Origin of the sequence: Micromonospora sp. NPDC049101 (assembly GCF_040648675.1) — a bacterium.
In the GTDB taxonomy this organism is placed as follows: Bacteria; Actinomycetota; Actinomycetes; order Mycobacteriales; family Micromonosporaceae; genus Micromonospora.
The window spans coordinates 131,540-147,111 of the sequence record NZ_JBEZED010000009.1 but is presented as its reverse complement, the minus strand read 5'-3'; the positions used below and the strand labels follow the sequence as shown (position 1 = coordinate 147,111).

At 71.1% G+C, this 15,572-nt stretch carries 15 protein-coding genes; 5 read left to right on the top strand and 10 right to left on the bottom strand.

Translation table 11 applies throughout. The features are described from left to right. Window position 1 precedes the first annotated feature (1 nt). From secD to ruvC, 5 genes are all read right to left on the bottom strand, one after another. On the bottom strand, window positions 2-1,909 hold the full coding sequence (gene secD / locus AB0B57_RS14950; protein WP_357069251.1) for a protein translocase subunit SecD: 1,908 nt from the start codon (window positions 1,907-1,909) through the stop codon (window positions 2-4). Window positions 1,910-2,185: 276 nt separating this feature from the next. Then, window positions 2,186-2,524: a preprotein translocase subunit YajC gene (gene yajC, locus AB0B57_RS14945; protein ID WP_357069249.1), complete on the bottom strand. Its 339-nt coding sequence runs from the start codon at window positions 2,522-2,524 to the stop codon at window positions 2,186-2,188. A 140-nt stretch (window positions 2,525-2,664) separates the two neighbouring features. Continuing rightward, window positions 2,665-3,735 carry a Holliday junction branch migration DNA helicase RuvB gene (ruvB, locus tag AB0B57_RS14940; protein WP_357069247.1) on the bottom strand — a complete coding sequence of 357 codons (1,071 nt, stop codon included), beginning with the start codon at window positions 3,733-3,735 and terminating at the stop codon, window positions 2,665-2,667. An 85-nt stretch (window positions 3,736-3,820) separates the two neighbouring features. Then, the gene (ruvA, locus tag AB0B57_RS14935) at window positions 3,821-4,423 is read right to left on the bottom strand and encodes a Holliday junction branch migration protein RuvA (protein ID WP_357069245.1); all 603 of its coding nucleotides are present in this window, start codon (window positions 4,421-4,423) and stop codon (window positions 3,821-3,823) included. Beyond that, a complete protein-coding gene (gene ruvC, locus AB0B57_RS14930; protein WP_357069243.1) occupies window positions 4,420-4,947 on the bottom strand; it encodes a crossover junction endodeoxyribonuclease RuvC in 528 nt (175 codons plus the stop codon). The genes ruvA and ruvC overlap by 4 nt, the downstream gene beginning before the upstream one ends. Window positions 4,948-5,715: 768 nt before the next feature. Between ruvC and AB0B57_RS14925 the strand changes: the two genes are divergently transcribed. Both AB0B57_RS14925 and AB0B57_RS14920 read left to right on the top strand, forming a co-directional pair. Then, entirely contained in the window at window positions 5,716-6,498 is a 783-nt protein-coding gene (locus AB0B57_RS14925) for a 3-hydroxybutyrate dehydrogenase (RefSeq protein WP_357069241.1), read from the top strand. A gap of 14 nt (window positions 6,499-6,512) precedes the next feature. Beyond that, window positions 6,513-8,432 (top strand): helix-turn-helix domain-containing protein, encoded by a 1,920-nt coding sequence (locus AB0B57_RS14920; RefSeq protein ID WP_357069239.1) that lies wholly within the window; start codon window positions 6,513-6,515, stop codon window positions 8,430-8,432. A 117-nt stretch (window positions 8,433-8,549) separates the two neighbouring features. Here AB0B57_RS14920 and AB0B57_RS14915 read toward each other — a convergent pair whose 3' ends face one another. The 3 genes from AB0B57_RS14915 to AB0B57_RS14905 all read right to left on the bottom strand — a co-directional run bounded on the left by AB0B57_RS14915 (window position 8,550) and on the right by AB0B57_RS14905 (window position 11,491). After that, the gene (locus AB0B57_RS14915) at window positions 8,550-9,158 is read right to left on the bottom strand and encodes a TetR/AcrR family transcriptional regulator (RefSeq protein WP_357069237.1); all 609 of its coding nucleotides are present in this window, start codon (window positions 9,156-9,158) and stop codon (window positions 8,550-8,552) included. 11 nt (window positions 9,159-9,169) lie between these two features. Then, entirely contained in the window at window positions 9,170-10,738 is a 1,569-nt protein-coding gene (locus AB0B57_RS14910; protein ID WP_357069235.1) for an MFS transporter, read from the bottom strand. An 81-nt stretch (window positions 10,739-10,819) separates the two neighbouring features. Then, window positions 10,820-11,491, bottom strand: coding sequence for a transcriptional regulator (locus AB0B57_RS14905; RefSeq protein WP_357069233.1), 672 nt, complete (start codon window positions 11,489-11,491; stop codon window positions 10,820-10,822). Window positions 11,492-11,670: 179 nt separating this feature from the next. On the opposite strand from AB0B57_RS14905, the gene AB0B57_RS14900 reads away from it, so the two are divergent. Both AB0B57_RS14900 and AB0B57_RS14895 read left to right on the top strand, forming a co-directional pair. Then, a complete protein-coding gene (locus AB0B57_RS14900) occupies window positions 11,671-12,528 on the top strand; it encodes an SPFH domain-containing protein (RefSeq protein WP_357069231.1) in 858 nt (285 codons plus the stop codon). A gap of 194 nt (window positions 12,529-12,722) precedes the next feature. Further along, a complete protein-coding gene (locus AB0B57_RS14895; protein ID WP_357069229.1) occupies window positions 12,723-13,163 on the top strand; it encodes a DUF5980 family protein in 441 nt (146 codons plus the stop codon). Window positions 13,164-13,246: 83 nt separating this feature from the next. On the opposite strand, the gene AB0B57_RS14890 is transcribed toward AB0B57_RS14895, so the two are convergent. Together AB0B57_RS14890 and AB0B57_RS14885 are read right to left on the bottom strand one after the other, a co-directional pair. After that, window positions 13,247-14,521: an FAD-dependent monooxygenase gene (locus AB0B57_RS14890; RefSeq protein ID WP_357069227.1), complete on the bottom strand. Its 1,275-nt coding sequence runs from the start codon at window positions 14,519-14,521 to the stop codon at window positions 13,247-13,249. Next, window positions 14,514-15,077: a TetR/AcrR family transcriptional regulator gene (locus AB0B57_RS14885; protein WP_357069225.1), complete on the bottom strand. Its 564-nt coding sequence runs from the start codon at window positions 15,075-15,077 to the stop codon at window positions 14,514-14,516. The genes AB0B57_RS14890 and AB0B57_RS14885 overlap by 8 nt, the downstream gene beginning before the upstream one ends. A gap of 204 nt (window positions 15,078-15,281) precedes the next feature. Between AB0B57_RS14885 and AB0B57_RS14880 the strand changes: the two genes are divergently transcribed. Next, window positions 15,282-15,569: a hypothetical protein gene (locus tag AB0B57_RS14880; RefSeq protein WP_357069223.1), complete on the top strand. Its 288-nt coding sequence runs from the start codon at window positions 15,282-15,284 to the stop codon at window positions 15,567-15,569. Window positions 15,570-15,572: the final 3 nt, after the last annotated feature.

The following is a 15,572-nucleotide window of genomic DNA, read 5'->3' as shown; positions in this document are numbered from 1 at the left end:
CTCAGGCCTCCTTGGCGCGCGGGTTGCGGGGCTGAGTCGGCTGGTTGCGGGCCGGAAGTGCCCGGCCCAGACCGCTGACCCGCGGGGACAGGAACGCCCTGGTGCGGGCGAACATCGTCATGATCGGGTGCCGGAAGAGGAAGACCACGACCAGGTCCAGCACGGTGGCCAGACCGAGGGCGAAGGCGAAGCCCTTGACCGTGCCGACCGAGACCACGTAGAGCACCACCGCGGAGAGCAGGGTGATCGCGTTGGCCGAGATGATCGTGCGGCGGGCCCGCATCCAGGCGCGCGGCACCGCGCTACGTGGGCTGCGGCCCTCGCGGATCTCGTCTTTCAGTCGTTCGAAGTAGATGACGAACGAGTCTGCCGCCACACCGAGTGAGACGATCATGCCGGCGATGCCGGCGAGGGTGAGCGTGAAGCCGATCTGCCGGCCGAGCACCACCAGCGCGCCGAAGACGAGCAGCGCGGAGAGGATGAGGCTCAGGAAGATCACCGAGCCGAGCAGCCGGTAGTAGAAGAACGAGTAGATGATGACCAGCAGCATGCCGATGCCGGCCGCGAGCAGGCCGGCGCGCAGGTGGCTGGCACCCAGCGTGGCGGTGACGTTCTGCGCCTCCTGCTGCTTGAAGGTCACCGGCAGCGCGCCGTAGCGCAGCTGACCGGCGAGCGCGCTCGCGTCCTTCTGGTTGAAGCTGCCGGTGATCTGCGAGTTGCCGGTCAGCACACCCTGGATCTCCGGGGAGGAGACGATCTTGTTGTCCAGCACGACGGCCACCCGGCACTTGCCGTCCTGACCGAGCGCGGTGGCGTCGCAGGCCTGACCCTCGTTGGTGAACGACTCGCGGGTCAGGGCGGTCCACTTGCCCTGACCGTCGCCGGTGAAGTCGAGGCTGACCACCCAGGCGTTGGTCTGGTCGAGCACCGCGTCGGCGTCGGACACGTCGGTGCCCAGCACCTTGGCCTGGTCGAGCAGGTACTTCGAGGCGCCGCCCTCGCAGGAGACGACCTGCTGCTTGGCGTCGGAGATCGACGCCGGGGGGCGCGCGTCGAGCTGCGTGCAGCCGATGGTCGGCACGTTGAACTGCATCTGCGCCGACAGCACGGCGACCTCTTGCGCCGACAGCGTGGCGAACGGCTTGAGCTTGTCGGCGAGCGACGGGTCGGCGGTCAGGTCGGCGGGGGCCTGCAACCCGCTGGCGGCCTGCCAGGCGGCGGCGCCGACCTTCTGCTCGACGGCCTTGCGCTGCTCCTCGATGCTTGCCGACACCGGCTCCTCGCTGGCACTGGCGCTGGGCGCGGCACTGGCCGAGGCCGTGGCGGACGCGGAGGGAGTCGGGGTGGCGCTGGGCGATGCCGGGGCCATCCCGCCCTGACCGCCGCTGGGCGACGAGGTCACCTTCGGCGCAACGCTGCCCGACGGGGTCGGGGCCGCACTGCCGGACGGCGTCGGTGCGGCACTGCCGGACGGCGTGGCCGCCGGCGGCGCGGCGGCCGTCCCGCTGCCGTCGGCACCCTTGAGCACCTTGCGGAAGCGCAGCTCGGCGGCGTTGCCCACGTTGTCCAGGTTGCGGTTCTCACCGGGCAGGGAGATGACGATGTTCCGGTTGCCCTCGGTGACCACCTCGGCCTCGGCCACGCCGAACGCGTTGACCCGGCTCTCGATGATCTGCCGAGCCTCCTCGAGATTCTCCGCCGTCGGGGCCTTGCCGCCGATGCTGTTTCTCGCCTCCAACGTCACCCGGGTGCCGCCGATCAGGTCCAGACCGAGCCGAGGCTCGAGCCGGTCCTGGAAGCTGCCCTTGGCGCCGCCGGAGAAGAACACCAGTAGGTAGAGGACGACGAAGATGAACCCGAGCACGGCGAGCTGCCGCCCGGGGCGCATCTGTCCCTGAGGTGGTGCCACGGCTGTCCTGTCTCCCTGTGCGGTCGCGCCGCTGTGTGCAGCGGCGGCGGTGTCGGGCCGGGGGTCCCGGCTGACGGGTCTGACCTGAGCCGACGAGATCCCGACACGTGGCCCGGACACCCCGGCGCGCAACGCCGATGGTCAGGAAAACGTGCCGACGCCCGGCGTCGACCCAACTATCCAGTTTTCACGTCTCGTCCGCTGCCCCGTGGGGCGCGGTGGCCCGGAAGCCGGTCGACCGGCCGTACGCCGGACTCGCCACCCCCGGAGAAGACGTCACTCCTTGATGACGTCGGCGTCCCCGCTGATCGGCTCGCTCGGCAGCTCCGCGCGGGTGGTCACCCGGGCGATGGCGGCCCGGGCGTAGCGGGTCTGCACGCCCGGGGCGACCTCGATCAGGACGGTGTCGTCCTCGATGCCGGTGACCGTGCCGTAGAGCCCGCCGATGGTGACGACCTCGTCGCCCGGGCCGAGCCCGGACTGCATCGTCTCCGCCTCACGGCGGCGCTTCTGCTGGGGTCGGATCATCATGAAATACATGACGCCGAAGAGCAGAACGATCATCAGGACCGGCGTGATACCGCCGCCCGTGGCGCCCGCTGCTATGTAATGCACGGTTACTGACCCTCCCACTGGCCGCCGGCCCGGCACCCGGGGTGCCGGAGCGGAGGCGGAATCTCACGTCCTGTACAGACCGCGGCGAAGTCTAAACCCTGCACCTGAGAACACCGAATGCGGCACAGATCACGTTCACATCACGGCTGATCGGTATCCAAGGAGAACAGATCGGGCGCAGGTGGACTATCCATGCCAAACGTACCATTCGGTGGAGTGCGCCCCAGATGCCGCCAGGCGGCCTCGGTGGCCACCCGCCCCCGAGGCGTACGGGCCAACAGACCAGCACGGACCAGGAACGGCTCGCAGACCTCCTCGACCGTGTCCGGCTGCTCCCCCACCGCCACGGCAAGCGTGGACAGCCCCACCGGGCCACCCCGGAACGAGTCGACCAACGCGCTCAGCACCGCCCGGTCCAGCCGGTCCAACCCGAGCGCGTCCACGTCGTACACGATCAACGCGGCACGGGCGGTGTCGACATCGACCACGCCGTCGGCCCGCACCTCGGCGTAGTCGCGGACCCGGCGCAACAGCCGATTGGCGATCCGCGGCGTGCCCCGGGAACGACCGGCGATCTCCGTCGCGCCCTCCGGGGTGATCGGCACACCGAGAATCCGCGCCGAACGGTGCAGCAGCGTCTCCAGATCCGCCGGAGCGTAGAAGTCGAGGTGCGCGACGAAACCGAACCGGTCCCGCATCGGCCCGGTCAACAGACCCGAGCGGGTCGTCGCGCCCACCAGGGTGAACGGCTCGACATCCAGCGGGATCGCCGTCGCCCCCGGCCCCTTGCCGACCACCACGTCGACCCGGAAGTCCTCCATCGCGCTGTAGAGCAACTCCTCGGCCGGACGCGCGATACGGTGGATCTCGTCGATGAAGAGCACGTCGCCCTCGGTGAGACTGGTCAGAATCGCCGCCAGATCCCCGGAACGCTCGATCGCCGGGCCGCTGGTCACCCGGATACCCGCGCCCAACTCGGCGGCCACGATGTTGGCCAGACTCGTCTTACCCAGACCGGGTGGCCCGGACAGCAGGATGTGATCCGGGGGCGACCCGCGCCGCATCGCGCCCTGCAACAGCAGGTCAAGCTGGTCACGCACCCGGTCCTGGGCGATGAACTCGGCCAGCCGCCGCGGCCGGACCGTGGCCTCCGCGTCCCGGTCCGCGTCACTGACGTACGCCGAGACGAGCCCGTCGGTCTCGCTCACCATGCCCTCATCACTCGCGACTGCGGGGCTCGCAACCCCGGCTCACTCCTCGCGCTCACCGTGCCGCCCTCCCGTCGCCGCCGGGCGCTCATCGGGTGCGACCCAGCAGGCGGATGGCCTGCTTCAACAGGACCGGCACCGGCGGCGTCTCGCCCTCGATCGTCTCCGCCACCGCGGCCACCGCCTGATCGGCCTGGCCAGCCGTCCAGCCCAACCCGACAAGCGCCTGCCGAACCTGGTCGGGCCAACTGCCGCGGGTCACCCCGGCGACGCCGTCAACGCCGATCGGCACCGGGCCGATCCGGTCGCGCAGCTCCAGCACCAGCCGTTCCGCGCCCTTCTTGCCGATCCCGGGCACCCGGGTCAACGCGGCCGTGTCGGCGTTGGCGATCGCCTTGCGCACCGCGTCCGGGCTGTGCACGGCAAGCACCGCCTGGGCCAGTCGCGGGCCCACCCCGCTGGCGGTCTGGAGCAGCTCGAACAGCGACTTCGCGTCGTCGTCGGCGAACCCGTAGAGAGTCAGCGAATCTTCCCGCACGACCAGGCTGGTGGCGAGCCGAGCGACCTGGCCGACCCGCAGCTCCGCGAGGGTCCCCGGGGCGCAGTGCACGGCGAGGCCGACGCCGCCAACCTCGATCACGGCCTGGTCCGGACCCGTCGCGGTCACCGTGCCGCGCACGCTGGCGATCATCGTGCTCCTCCTCGTCGTACCCGGTCGGCCGCCGCGGCCAGCTTGGAGCGGGTCCCCCCGCGCCACACGTGGCAGATGGCCAGGGCGAGCGCGTCGGCGGCGTCGGCCGGCTTCGGCGGCTCGGCCAGCCGCAACAGCCGGGTGACCATCGCCGTCATCTGCGCCTTGTCGGCCTGACCGGACCCGGTCACGGCCGCCTTCACCTCACTCGGCGTGTACGTCTGCACCGGCAGACCGGCTCGCGCCCCGGCCAGCACGGCGATGCCGCTGGCCTGCGCGGTGCCCATCACCGTACGCACGTTGTGCTGGCTGAACACCCGCTCGACGGCGACGCTGTCCGGCTGGTGCTCGGTGACCAGCTCGGTCAGCGACCGGTCCAGGTGCAGCAGGCGCAGCGGCAGGTCGTCGGCCGGGTCGGTGTAGACCACGTAGTAGGCGACGAGAGTGCAGGGCCGCCCCGGCACACCCTCGACCACACCCACCCCGCACCGGGTCAACCCCGGGTCCACACCGAGCACGCGCACGCCGCCCCCTCCCCAGCCGTCAGCAGTACGTGTGTTCGACACCCTAACCGGCGCCCTTCCCACCAGCCCCACGGGACACGCCCTCCCGCCCTCCCGCGCTCCCGCGCCCCCGCGCCCCCGCGCCCCGATCTACGCAACTTCCCCGATGTCGCTGCCTCCGACGCGCCCGAGCCAGCAACATCCCTGATGTTGCGCGGACCTTGACGACGGGCACCACGCTCGGCCGGCCGGGAGCGGGGGTTCCCGGAGCGCCAGCCGCAAGGTCACGCTCGATCCGGGATGTAGTGGCCACGAAGCACCAGGAGACCATCACATCCTGGACAAAACCGTCGCATTAGGGCTGCAGCCGGTGGGTCAACCCGGACATGAAGTGCAGGATCGCGGAGCGGGGTAGGCCCGGCTTGGCGATCATGGAGTTGTGGTGCCGACTTTGGGGGTCTTACGGGCGTTCTGTTACCCACCACAACTCCATGATCGGCGATTGATGAGCAGCCGTTCCCCCTAGCGCAACGATTGACATCTGGATGCTGCGCGATCTTCCGCCGCGAGAACGAGAAGCAGCGGGACGAGGGCCGGGGACGTCCGCGCGCACGACAGAAGCGGCAGACGAAGGCCGGGACACCCGCCTGCGACAAGGAGCGGCGACGACGGCCCCCCGCCGCCGGGACGGGAGCGGGTGGCGGGGCGGGCGGGCCACACAGCTTGGCATCGGAGTATGTGTTGCTGACCCATGTGCCGGGGAGCACACAGCTCGTAACTTCTTGCGCCATGACGGCAGAACCCGTGGCGGTCCCCCACGTCGTACAGCTCGACCTCGCCGGTCGGACCGCCCTGGTCACCGGGGGCGGCGGCGGCATCGGGCGGGCGTGTGCCCTGCGGCTGGGCGCGGCCGGTGCCACGGTGCTCGTGGTGGATCGCGACCTGGAGGCGGCCAGGGCGGTGGCCGCCGAGGTCGGTGGCCGGGCCGAGGGCGTGGACCTGTCCGACGCCGCGGCGGTGGAGCGCCTCGACGTGGACGTGGACATCGTGGTGAACAACGCCGGGCTCCAGCACGTCGCGCCGCTGCAGGACTTTCCCGTCGAACGCTTCGAGTACATCCAGCGGGTGATGGTGGAGGCGCCGTTCCTGCTGATCCGCCGGGCCCTGCCGCACATGTACGCCCGGGGCTGGGGTCGCGTCGTCAACATCTCCTCGGTGCACGGGCTGCGTGCCTCGCCGTACAAGGCGGCCTACGTCTCGGCCAAGCACGCGCTGGAGGGGCTGTCGAAGGTGGTCGCCCTGGAGGGCGCCGCGCACGGGGTGACCGCCAACTGCATCAATCCGGCGTACGTGCGTACGGCGCTGGTGGAGAGCCAGATCGCCGACCAGGCGGCCAGCCACGGCATCGACGAGGCCGAGGTGGTCGAGAAGATCATGCTGGCTCGGGCCGCGATCAAGCGGCTGATCGAGCCGGAGGAGGTCGCCGAACTGCTGGCGTACCTCTGCTCGCCGCCCGCGGCGTTCATCACCGGCACGTCGATCGCCCTCGACGGGGGCTGGACGGCCAACTAGTGGGGCTGAGCACAATGTCGACCATGTCATCGCCGGTGGAGTTCCTGGAGCTGCTCGCCCGTGAGGCCGCGGCGGTCGAGTTCGAGGGACCGCTGGTGGCCGCGCGGGCCGCGGGGCTGCCGCCGGAGCGGCTGACCGAGCTGGAGCAGGCCAGGGCGGTGGCGTTGCGGGTCCGCGCGCTGCTGGAGCGTCGGCGTCGCCGGGAGACCGAGCTGTCCGGCCTGTACGACACGGTCAGCGACCTGGCCGGGTTGCGCGACCTGGACGACGTGCTGCGGGCGATCGTGCACCGGGCCCGCCACCTGCTCGGCGCGGACGTGGCCTACATGACCCTCAACGACGACGAGCGCGGCGACACCTACATGCGGGTGACCGACGGGTCGGTTTCGGCCCGTTTCCAGCGGCTGCGGCTGCCGATGGGCGCCGGCCTGGGCGGTCTGGTGGCCCAGTCCGGCGCGCCGTACGTCACCGGCAACTACGGCGAGGACGCGCGCTTCCACCACACCGGTGAGATCGACGCCGGGGTGGGCGAGGAGGGCCTGGTGGCGATCCTCGGGGTGCCGCTGCGGCTCGGTTCCACCTCGATCGGTGTGCTCTACGCGGCCAACCGTTCGGCCCGGCCGTTCGTCCGGGAGGAGGTGGCGCTGCTGGTGTCGCTGGCCGCGCACGCCGCGGTGGCGATCGACACCGCCCGGCTGCTGACCGAGACCCGCTCGGCGTTGGCCGAGTTGTCGGCGGCGAACACCACCATCCGGGCGCACAGCAGCTCGGTGGAGCGGGCCGCGGCGGCACACGACCGGATGACGGCCCTGGTGCTGCGCGGCGGCGGTGTGGAGGACGTGGCGGCTGCGGTGACCGAGGTGCTGGGCGGTGCGCTGCTGGCGTTGGACGCCGAGGGGCGCCTGCTGGCCCGGGTGGGTGAGATCGACGAGCCGGACCGGGCGGACATCGTGGAGGCGGTGGCAGCCTCCCGCACCGAGGGGCGCAGCGTGCGCCGGGGCCCACTCTGGTACGCGGCCGTGGTGGCGGGCGCGGAGAACCTGGGTGCCCTGGTGCTGCGCCCGGATGACGAGTTGGTCGACGCCGACCAGCGCATCCTGGAACGGGCGGCGCTGGTGACCGCGCTGCTGCTGCTGTTCCGCCGGACGGTCGCCGAGGCGGAGGGGCGGGTACGCGGCGAGCTGCTGGACGACCTGATCGCCCGACCGCTGCGCGACACCGACGCGCTGCGCAGCCGGGCCCGACGGCTCGGGGTGGACCTGGACGCGCCGCACGTGCTGGTGGCGGTGGGCGACGACGCGATCGCCGCGACCGGCTCGGCCCGGCAGCGGGTGCTCTCCTGGGCCACCACGTACGCCTCGGCGCGGGGTGGCCTGGCCGCGGCGCGCGACGGTCGGGTGGTGCTGATGTTGCCGGGGCTGGACGCGGGCGGTAGTGCCCGTGCGGTTGCCCGGGACCTGTCCCGGGTGACCGGCCGTCCGGTGACCGCCGGGGCGAGCGGCCCGACGAACGGCCCGGCGGCGTTGGCCGGGACGTTCCAGGAGGCGGACCGGTGCCTGACGGCGTTGGGTGCGCTGGGCCGGGCCGGCCAGGGGGCGAGCACCGCCGAGTTGGGCTTCGTCGGGCTGCTGCTGGGCACGGTCGGTGACCGGGGCGAGAAGGACGTGACCCAGTTTCTCGATGCGACAGTCGGGCCGGTGGTCGACTACGACGCCCGGCGGGGCACGGCTCTGGTGAAGACGCTGGAGGCGTACTTCGGGGTGGGTGGCAGTCTGGCCCGGGCCGCCGAGCAGCTGCACGTGCACGTCAACACGGTGACCCAGCGGTTGGAGCGGGTCGGGCAGTTGCTCGGCGCGGACTGGCAACGGCCCGAGCGGGCGTTGGAGGTGCAGCTCGCGCTGCGCCTGCACCGGCTCCGCGCCCCGGCCGGCTGAGCGACGCCGGCAAGCGCGGACGCCCGCGAGCGCGGACGCCCGCAAGCTGGGACGCCCACAAGCTGGGACGCCCGCCGCCTCGGACGCGGACGCCCGCGGCACCGAGCGACGCCCGACTCAGCGGACGCGGATGCCCTCCAGCACGGCGTCGACGACCCGCTCGGGCAGGGCCCGCTCGTCCAGCTCCGGATTCCATTGCAGCACCCGCTGGATCAGCATCGGCCCGGTGAGCAGTGCCATCGTCACCTCCACGTCGATGTCGGGCCGCAGCAGGCCCTCGTCGATGCCGCGCCGCAGCACGTCGCGCATCAGCTGCCGCCGGGGCGAGATGATGTTCTGGTAGAGCTGGTACTGGTCCGGGCTGCGGTTCACCGCGGGCACCAGGCAGGGCATGATCTTCGCGGCTCGCGGGTCGATGTTCTTGCCGATCGCACCGACAAGCAGCACCAGGTCGTCACGGACCGAGTGGCCGGCCGGTTGGGCCAGGACGCCCTTGAGCCGACGCAGCGCATCCAGCAGCAGCGCGTCCTTGCCGGCCCAGCGGCGGTAGATGGTGGCCTTGCCGACTCCGGCGCGGGCGGCGATCGCCTCGATCGAGAGTGCCTCGATGGTGCTGCCCTCGGCGAGCAGGTCAAGGGTGGCTTCGACGATCGCCTCGTCGGCGCGGAGGCTCCGCGGTCGCCCGGGCGACCGCGGAGCATCTGCAGTGGACGTCATGTCCGACATCTTTTCCCGACCTACGCCGTTCCGGCCAGCTCGGGTTCGGCGACCGGAGCCACCGGGGCGACGCTGGTCTCCTCCCGGCCCGGCATCCAGCGCAGCACCACGATGATCCCGACCGCGGCGATCACCGCGGAGAGCCCGGCCGCCCAGTGCATGGCGGTGACGAAGGCGTCGTTGGCCGCCGAGATCAGCCCCGGCGCCGCCGGGCCGAGCTGGCCCGCCGCCGCGTACGCCCCGGAGATCGACTCGTTGGCCGCGTCGCGGGCCTGCGTGGGCAGGCCGGTCAGCGCGTCACCGATGTCGCTGCGGTAGACCGCGGAGAGCACCGAGCCGAGGATCGCCACGCCGAGCGCGCCGGCCACCTGGCGGATGGTGTTGCTCACCGCGGAGCCCACACCGGCCTTCTCCCGGGGCAGCGCCGACATGATCGACTCGGTGGCGGGCGGCATGATGTTGGCCATCCCGGCGCCCTGGATGAGGAAGACGAGCAGCACCACCCAGATCGGGGTGGAGGCGCCGATGAACACGAACGCGGCGAGTGACACCACGGTCAGCGCCAACCCGACGGTGGCGACGGCCCGGCCGCCGTAACGGCGGACCATCGCGGCGCTGCGCGGTGCGAAGACCAGCTGGGCGCCGGCGAAGGGCAGGAAGAGCAGACCGGTCTGTAGCGGGCTGTAGCCGCGCACCAGTTGCAGGTAGAACGAGCCGAAGAACATCGAGCCCATCGCGGCGAAGAACACCAGGCCGACGATGGCGACCGGTGCGGCGAAGCGGGGCACCCTGAACAGCCGGACGTCCAGCGACGGGTGGTCGCTGCGCCGCTCGTGCTGCACGAACCACGCCAACACCGCGATGCCGACCAGGATCGAACCCCAGGCCACCGGGCGGTCGAAGCCGTGCTCGCCGCCGTCGATGATGCCGTAGGAGAGGGCGACCAGGCCAACCACGGAGAGCAGCACACCGAGCACGTCGACCCGGCCCGGTCGCGGGTCACGCGACTCCGGGACCAGCAGCGCCACCAGGATCACGCCGGCGACGACCACCGGCACGTTGATCAGGAAGACCGAACCCCACCAGAAGTGCTCCAGCAGCGCGCCGCCGAGGATCGGGCCGACCGCCACGGCGAGACCGACCGCTCCGGCCCACACACCGATGGCCCGACCACGCTCACGCGGGTCGAAGACGTTGGAGATGATCGACAGCGTCACCGGCATGATGGCCGCGCCGCCGACCCCCATCAGGGCGCGGGCCGCGATGAGCTGGCCAGGGCTCTGGGCGTACGCGGAGAGCAGCGACGCCAGACCGAACAGCACCAGACCGATCATCAGGAAACGCTTGCGGCCGGCGCGGTCGCCGAGCACCCCGAAGGTGAACAGCAGCCCGGCGAAGACGAGCGTGTAGGAGTTGATGGCCCACTCCAGCTCGCCCTGGCTGGCCCCGAGACCGTGCGTCGGGTCGGCCAGGGTGCGCAGTGCGACGTTGAGGATCGTGTTGTCGAGGACGACCACGAGGAGGCTGATCACCAGCACCCCCAGGATCGCCCACCTCCTCGGGTGGCCCGTGTTGTTGTGCAGCTCCATGCGTTGTTTCCCCCCACGCTTTCCCCGCGACGCAATACGATACGGGTCAGACTCGTAACGTGGGCCAGCGTACGACGCGCATTAACGATACGGGACCGATCCGTATCGTATGTGGTGCGCATCACGCCCTGGTGGGACGGCCAGGACGGCGGCGACCGCGTCCGACAGCGTGCCGAGGTGGGCCGCCCGCGCGGTGAGCGGCTCGATCCAACCCGGCCCCGCGCCGTACACCCGCAGGCGCGGAAAGTCCCGGGCCAGGCGCACCAGACGGTACGCGCGGCCGGTGACCGGCGTCTGCGACCAGAGCACGACGGTGTGCGGGCGCGCCCGGTACACCGCGCTGGTCAGCGCGGACCAGGGCAGCGCGGGGCCGAGGTGGAGACAGCCACGACCCTGCTCGCGCAGGGCGGCGGCGAGCGCGTGCAGACCCAGGCAGTGCGTCTCCTGCTCGGCGCCGGCCAGCAGCACCCCACCGGCGGGCAGCGGCCGGCCCGGCTCCCTGCGGTGCACGTCCAACCCGACCCGGACTCCCTCGCTGAGGGCGTGCTCGACGGTGACCTCGGCGGCGTCGCGCCCCCGCAGCCGGGCCAACAACGGGTGGCAGACCTGCTCCCAGAGCGCCGGTACGCCCCAGGCGTCGGCCAACTCCAGCACCAGCGTGGCGACACCGGTGCCGTCCAGGTCCTCGGCCGCCAGCGACACCTGCTTGTGCGCGATCTCCACGGCCTCCGCCGGCATCGGATCGGTCAGCACCAGACGTACCCCCGGGTAGACGTTCGCTACCCGGGAGTTCGCTGGAACGACGCCCGGCGGATGCGCCGTGGCGGGATTTCCCGGCGACGGGCCGTCAGGCGGCGAGACCGTCTCCCCTCCGACTTGACCGGACCTCCTAGGTTGAAGATCCACACAGCCCAGCGGAAGGCCCCCACCCCATGCCCGTCGGCTTCACCATGGCGATCGTCTTCGCCGTCGCCCTGGCGGTCAGCGCCGTCCTGGCACTCGCCGCGCCCGCGCGGCCACTGAAGCGGACGGCCGGCCTCGCCGCACTCGTCTTCCTCGCGCTCACCCTGCTCGTCGGCGTCACCTCCAGCGCCCACTCGGTTCCCATCCGCTCGGTCGGCATCGTCACCAGCTTCGGCAAGCCCACCGGCGAGGTGACCGGCTCGGGCCTGAAATGGGTGGCGCCCTGGCAGAAGGTCGGCGAGTGGGACGCGGGCCGGCAGAAGTACGACCACATCGGTGGCGACAACTGCGTACGGGTCCGCACCGGCACACTCGCCGACGCCTGCGTCGAGGTGCTCATCGAGTGGCAGGTCAAGCCGGAGGACGCGCCGAAGCAGTTCATGGACTACAAGGGCGACTTCGACAGCTTCCGGGGCCAGCGGGTGGGTGTGCAGCTCGACAGTGCGACGAACGACGCGTTCGCCGCGTACAACCCGCTGGAGAAGATCGACGCGCGGACCGGTGACCTCAACGTCGACCTGAAACCGTTCGCCGCGAACATCAAGACCAGCGCGGAGACCCGGCTCGCCACCGACGTGGACATCCTCTCGGTGACCATCACCCGGGTGAACCACGACGACAAGACCGAGGGCAACATCAAGGCGTTCCAGGACAAGCTGGCCCAGACCCGCAACCTGGAGCAGGACCGCAAGAACGCCGAGATCTCCAAGCAGATCACCGAGACCAACGCGACTGTCGACAAGGTGACCCGCTGTCTGGAGATCGCCGAGAAGAACGGCGCCAACCCGGGTCTCTGCATCAACCCCGGCATCGTCACCGGCAAGTAACCGCACGCCGCCTGGCGTCGGTTGCCAGCCTCTTCTGAGAGCCCGCTGAGATACCTCTGCCAGTCTGGTCGGTGGGCGGCGCTGTTCGCTGGCGTCCCGTCGAACGGCGGTTGCGGGATCGTCGTCGCACGTCTCGCGACATCGTCATTCGGCGCGCCCGCACCCTTGTCGGTCGCAGAGCTTGGGAGTTGAAGGTGACGTTCTTCCGTACCGCCCGACAGATCGCCGGCGCCGCGCTGGCGACCACGCTGCTCGCCCTCGTCGTCGGCGCGCCAGCCTCCGCGGCACCCGCCACGAAGACCACCGCCACCCCGTCGACCTGGACGCTCGTCGACCTGCCGCAGCGGATCTGCGCCACCCCCGACGATCCGCGCACGCTCTACTACTTCGTCGTTCTCGACGGGACCTGGTCGGCGCCGATCAGCGTCGGCTACACCGGCATGCCCGACGGCACCGAGGTGTACAGCCCGCTGACCGCCCTGCCCGGCTCCGGGGACGGCCACACCGTCCAGGTCCTGGCCGCGTTCCGCCTGCACGACGCCCCGCTCGGCCGGTACGTGCCGCAACTCCGGGCCACCGACGGCGTCGTCACGCAGAGCGTCCCGGTCGTCCTGGACATCCGGTCGTCCTGCTGAGAGCGGCACGGGCCGTCCCGCCATCCGTGCGCAGCCGCGAGAGTGAATGATCCACTCGCCTTGGCGCCGGGCGGATCGGCCGGTCAGCCGGTGGCGGCCCGCTCCCAGTGGCGGGGAGCGCTGATCTTGGCCCAGCTCGCGCCGAACGTCATCCGGCGCAGCGGTGGCGCGATGGTGCAGAGGCTGAACCAGCCACGGGTCAGACCCACGTTCACCGGGTTGCTCATCATGCCCTGCCGCAGGGTCCGCATGGCCAGCTCGACGGCTTGGAATCCGTACTCGCGCATCTCGGTCTCGTAGTCGCCAATCGCCTCCAGCAGCGGCAGGTGGCCGCCGTCGGCCCGAAACAACTGGCGGGTGAGCAGGGCAGCGTCGCGCAGTGCGGTGTTGGCGCCGTTACCGCCGGCCGGCGGCATGCCGTGCACGGCGTCGCCGAGCACGGTGACCCGCGAGGGTGCCCAGGGTGCCAGACGGTCCGACGCCTGGAACGGAAAGGCGCTCACCTCGTCTGGTGGGCACTCGTCGATCAGTCGGCGTAGCGCGGGGTGCCAGCCCGTGATCAGCTCGGCGACGTAGGCCTTCAACCGAGGACCGTCGAGGCGCTCCGGACGCGAGGGAAACACATCGTTGCGGCCGACGAACGCGCACAGCAGATAGTCGTCCCCCACCGACGTCTGGCGTTCGAACACGGAGGTGAACAGGAAGTGCGGCGCACCGGTGAGGACGAGGTTCATGCCCTCGGTCAGCCGGGCGGGTAACCAGGCACGGGTGTCGTCGTTCAGCGGCAACTTGAGCCCGACGCCCACCGCACCGGCATCCCGCTGGGTGGCGCTCGGCAGGTACTGCGCGCGTACCCGGGAGTTGATCCCGTCGGCGCCGACCAGGACGTCGCCGGTGGCGGACGTTCCGTCGGCGAAGTGTGCGGTGGGGCGACCGTCGGCGGTGAGCTCGTACCTGTCGAACGCCTTGCCGTAGTGGACGGCGTCGTCGAGTCCGTCGAGGAGAACGCCGCGCAGCGTGGCACGGTCGACCGGGTAGGCCCGTTCGGCGGGGTCGGGAGAGTCAGGATGCATGACCGCGTCCTCCACGAGGACCAGCGGGCGCAGGTCGGCGCCCAGGAACCCGAAACCGCCGCCGGGCCGGCCGGCGGTGTCCGTGAACGCCCGCCAGTGTCGGTCGGGAAGGCAGGCACGCAGCGACCGGCTGCCCGCCGGGTTGATCGCGAGCCGGTAGCGGTCCACCCGATCGTCGCGGCGCCGGTCGCGCTCGTACACGGCGACGGTGATGCCGTGTTTACGCAGGCCCTGGGCCAGAGCGAGGCCGCCGATGCCACCGCCGACGATGAGTACGTCAGTCATGGGTGAACCTTTCTGGTGCGAAGAGGTCGCACAGTTGGTGGACAACCGACTCGGCCTTGTCGGGACGCAGGCGAATGCCCTTGACGGTGGCGATCACCAGCTCGACGCTGGCGGCGACGTCGAGGTCCACCGACCAGACGTGTCGCGCGATGCCCTCGTTGAAGATCGCCGCGAGCGCGTCCCGCCAGCCCTGTTCGTCGCGCTCGATGTCGGCCCCGGTGGACTCGTCACGTCGAGCGCGAAGATCGAGCTCGTCGAGCACGATAAACAACTCGGGCCGTTGCGCGACGGCGGTGGCGATCTCGCCGAGGTGTTGGCGTAACCGGGCGGCGGGTTCCAGATCGTTGTGCATTGTCGCCTCGAATTGGCTGGTGACGTGCTCGAGCACGGCGGCGATCAGGTCGGCCTTGGTCCGGAAGTAGTGGTGCAGGGTGGAGTGGTCGATGCCTGCCGTGGCGGCGATCGGTCGCAGCCGGAACCCCTCGAAGCCACCCTCGGCGATTGCCGTGAATGCCGCGTGGACCAGCGCCTGCCGACGGTCGAGCCGTTCAGTCATCCTCAGTCATCCTCCACCAACCAGTTGGTTGATAGTTCAGCATCTGTGTGACGAACTGTCAACCAGGTGGTTGATGACCTCCCGGCTCATGTCGGCGACATGGGCAGGACGACCACGGGCCACCGGGTCGAGGCGTCGACCGAATCGCCGGCACGGGCAGCTGTGGTGCACGAACGCGCACGGTCCGGGTTAGCCTTGGCGCATATGGCTACCTTTCGCAGCGCCTCAGTGCTCCTCTCCGCCGACGGCACCAGGACCCCCGGCACCGCCGCGCTCTTCGCCGAGCCCGCCCGCAGGGGTGGGACCCCACCGTGGGCGGGTGACTTCCGACCCGCCAACAGCGCCGGCAACGGCCCCAAGAACGCGGTCGGAAAGACCTTCACGTTGGAGCTGCCCGACGGCAGCACCGGCAAAGTCGTGGTCCAGGGCCTCAAGAGTGGCAAGGGCGGCGTCGTCCTTGCGCTGATGGGCGAGGACGCGCCGCCCTTCTGACCG

Coding starts and splice junctions, on each gene's coding strand:
- ruvB (WP_357069247.1), bottom strand. CDS start 3,735: ATGGTGAGCGAGACCGACGGGCTCGTCTCGGCGTACGTCAGTGACGCG.
- ruvA (WP_357069245.1), bottom strand. CDS start 4,423: ATGATCGCCAGCGTGCGCGGCACGGTGACCGCGACGGGTCCGGACCAG.
- AB0B57_RS14925 (WP_357069241.1), top strand. CDS start 5,716: ATGACGGCAGAACCCGTGGCGGTCCCCCACGTCGTACAGCTCGACCTC.
- AB0B57_RS14920 (WP_357069239.1), top strand. CDS start 6,513: ATGTCGACCATGTCATCGCCGGTGGAGTTCCTGGAGCTGCTCGCCCGT.
- AB0B57_RS14915 (WP_357069237.1), bottom strand. CDS start 9,158: ATGTCGGACATGACGTCCACTGCAGATGCTCCGCGGTCGCCCGGGCGA.
- AB0B57_RS14910 (WP_357069235.1), bottom strand. CDS start 10,738: ATGGAGCTGCACAACAACACGGGCCACCCGAGGAGGTGGGCGATCCTG.
- AB0B57_RS14900 (WP_357069231.1), top strand. CDS start 11,671: ATGCCCGTCGGCTTCACCATGGCGATCGTCTTCGCCGTCGCCCTGGCG.
- AB0B57_RS14890 (WP_357069227.1), bottom strand. CDS start 14,521: ATGACTGACGTACTCATCGTCGGCGGTGGCATCGGCGGCCTCGCTCTG.
- AB0B57_RS14885 (WP_357069225.1), bottom strand. CDS start 15,077: ATGACTGAACGGCTCGACCGTCGGCAGGCGCTGGTCCACGCGGCATTC.
- AB0B57_RS14880 (WP_357069223.1), top strand. CDS start 15,282: ATGGCTACCTTTCGCAGCGCCTCAGTGCTCCTCTCCGCCGACGGCACC.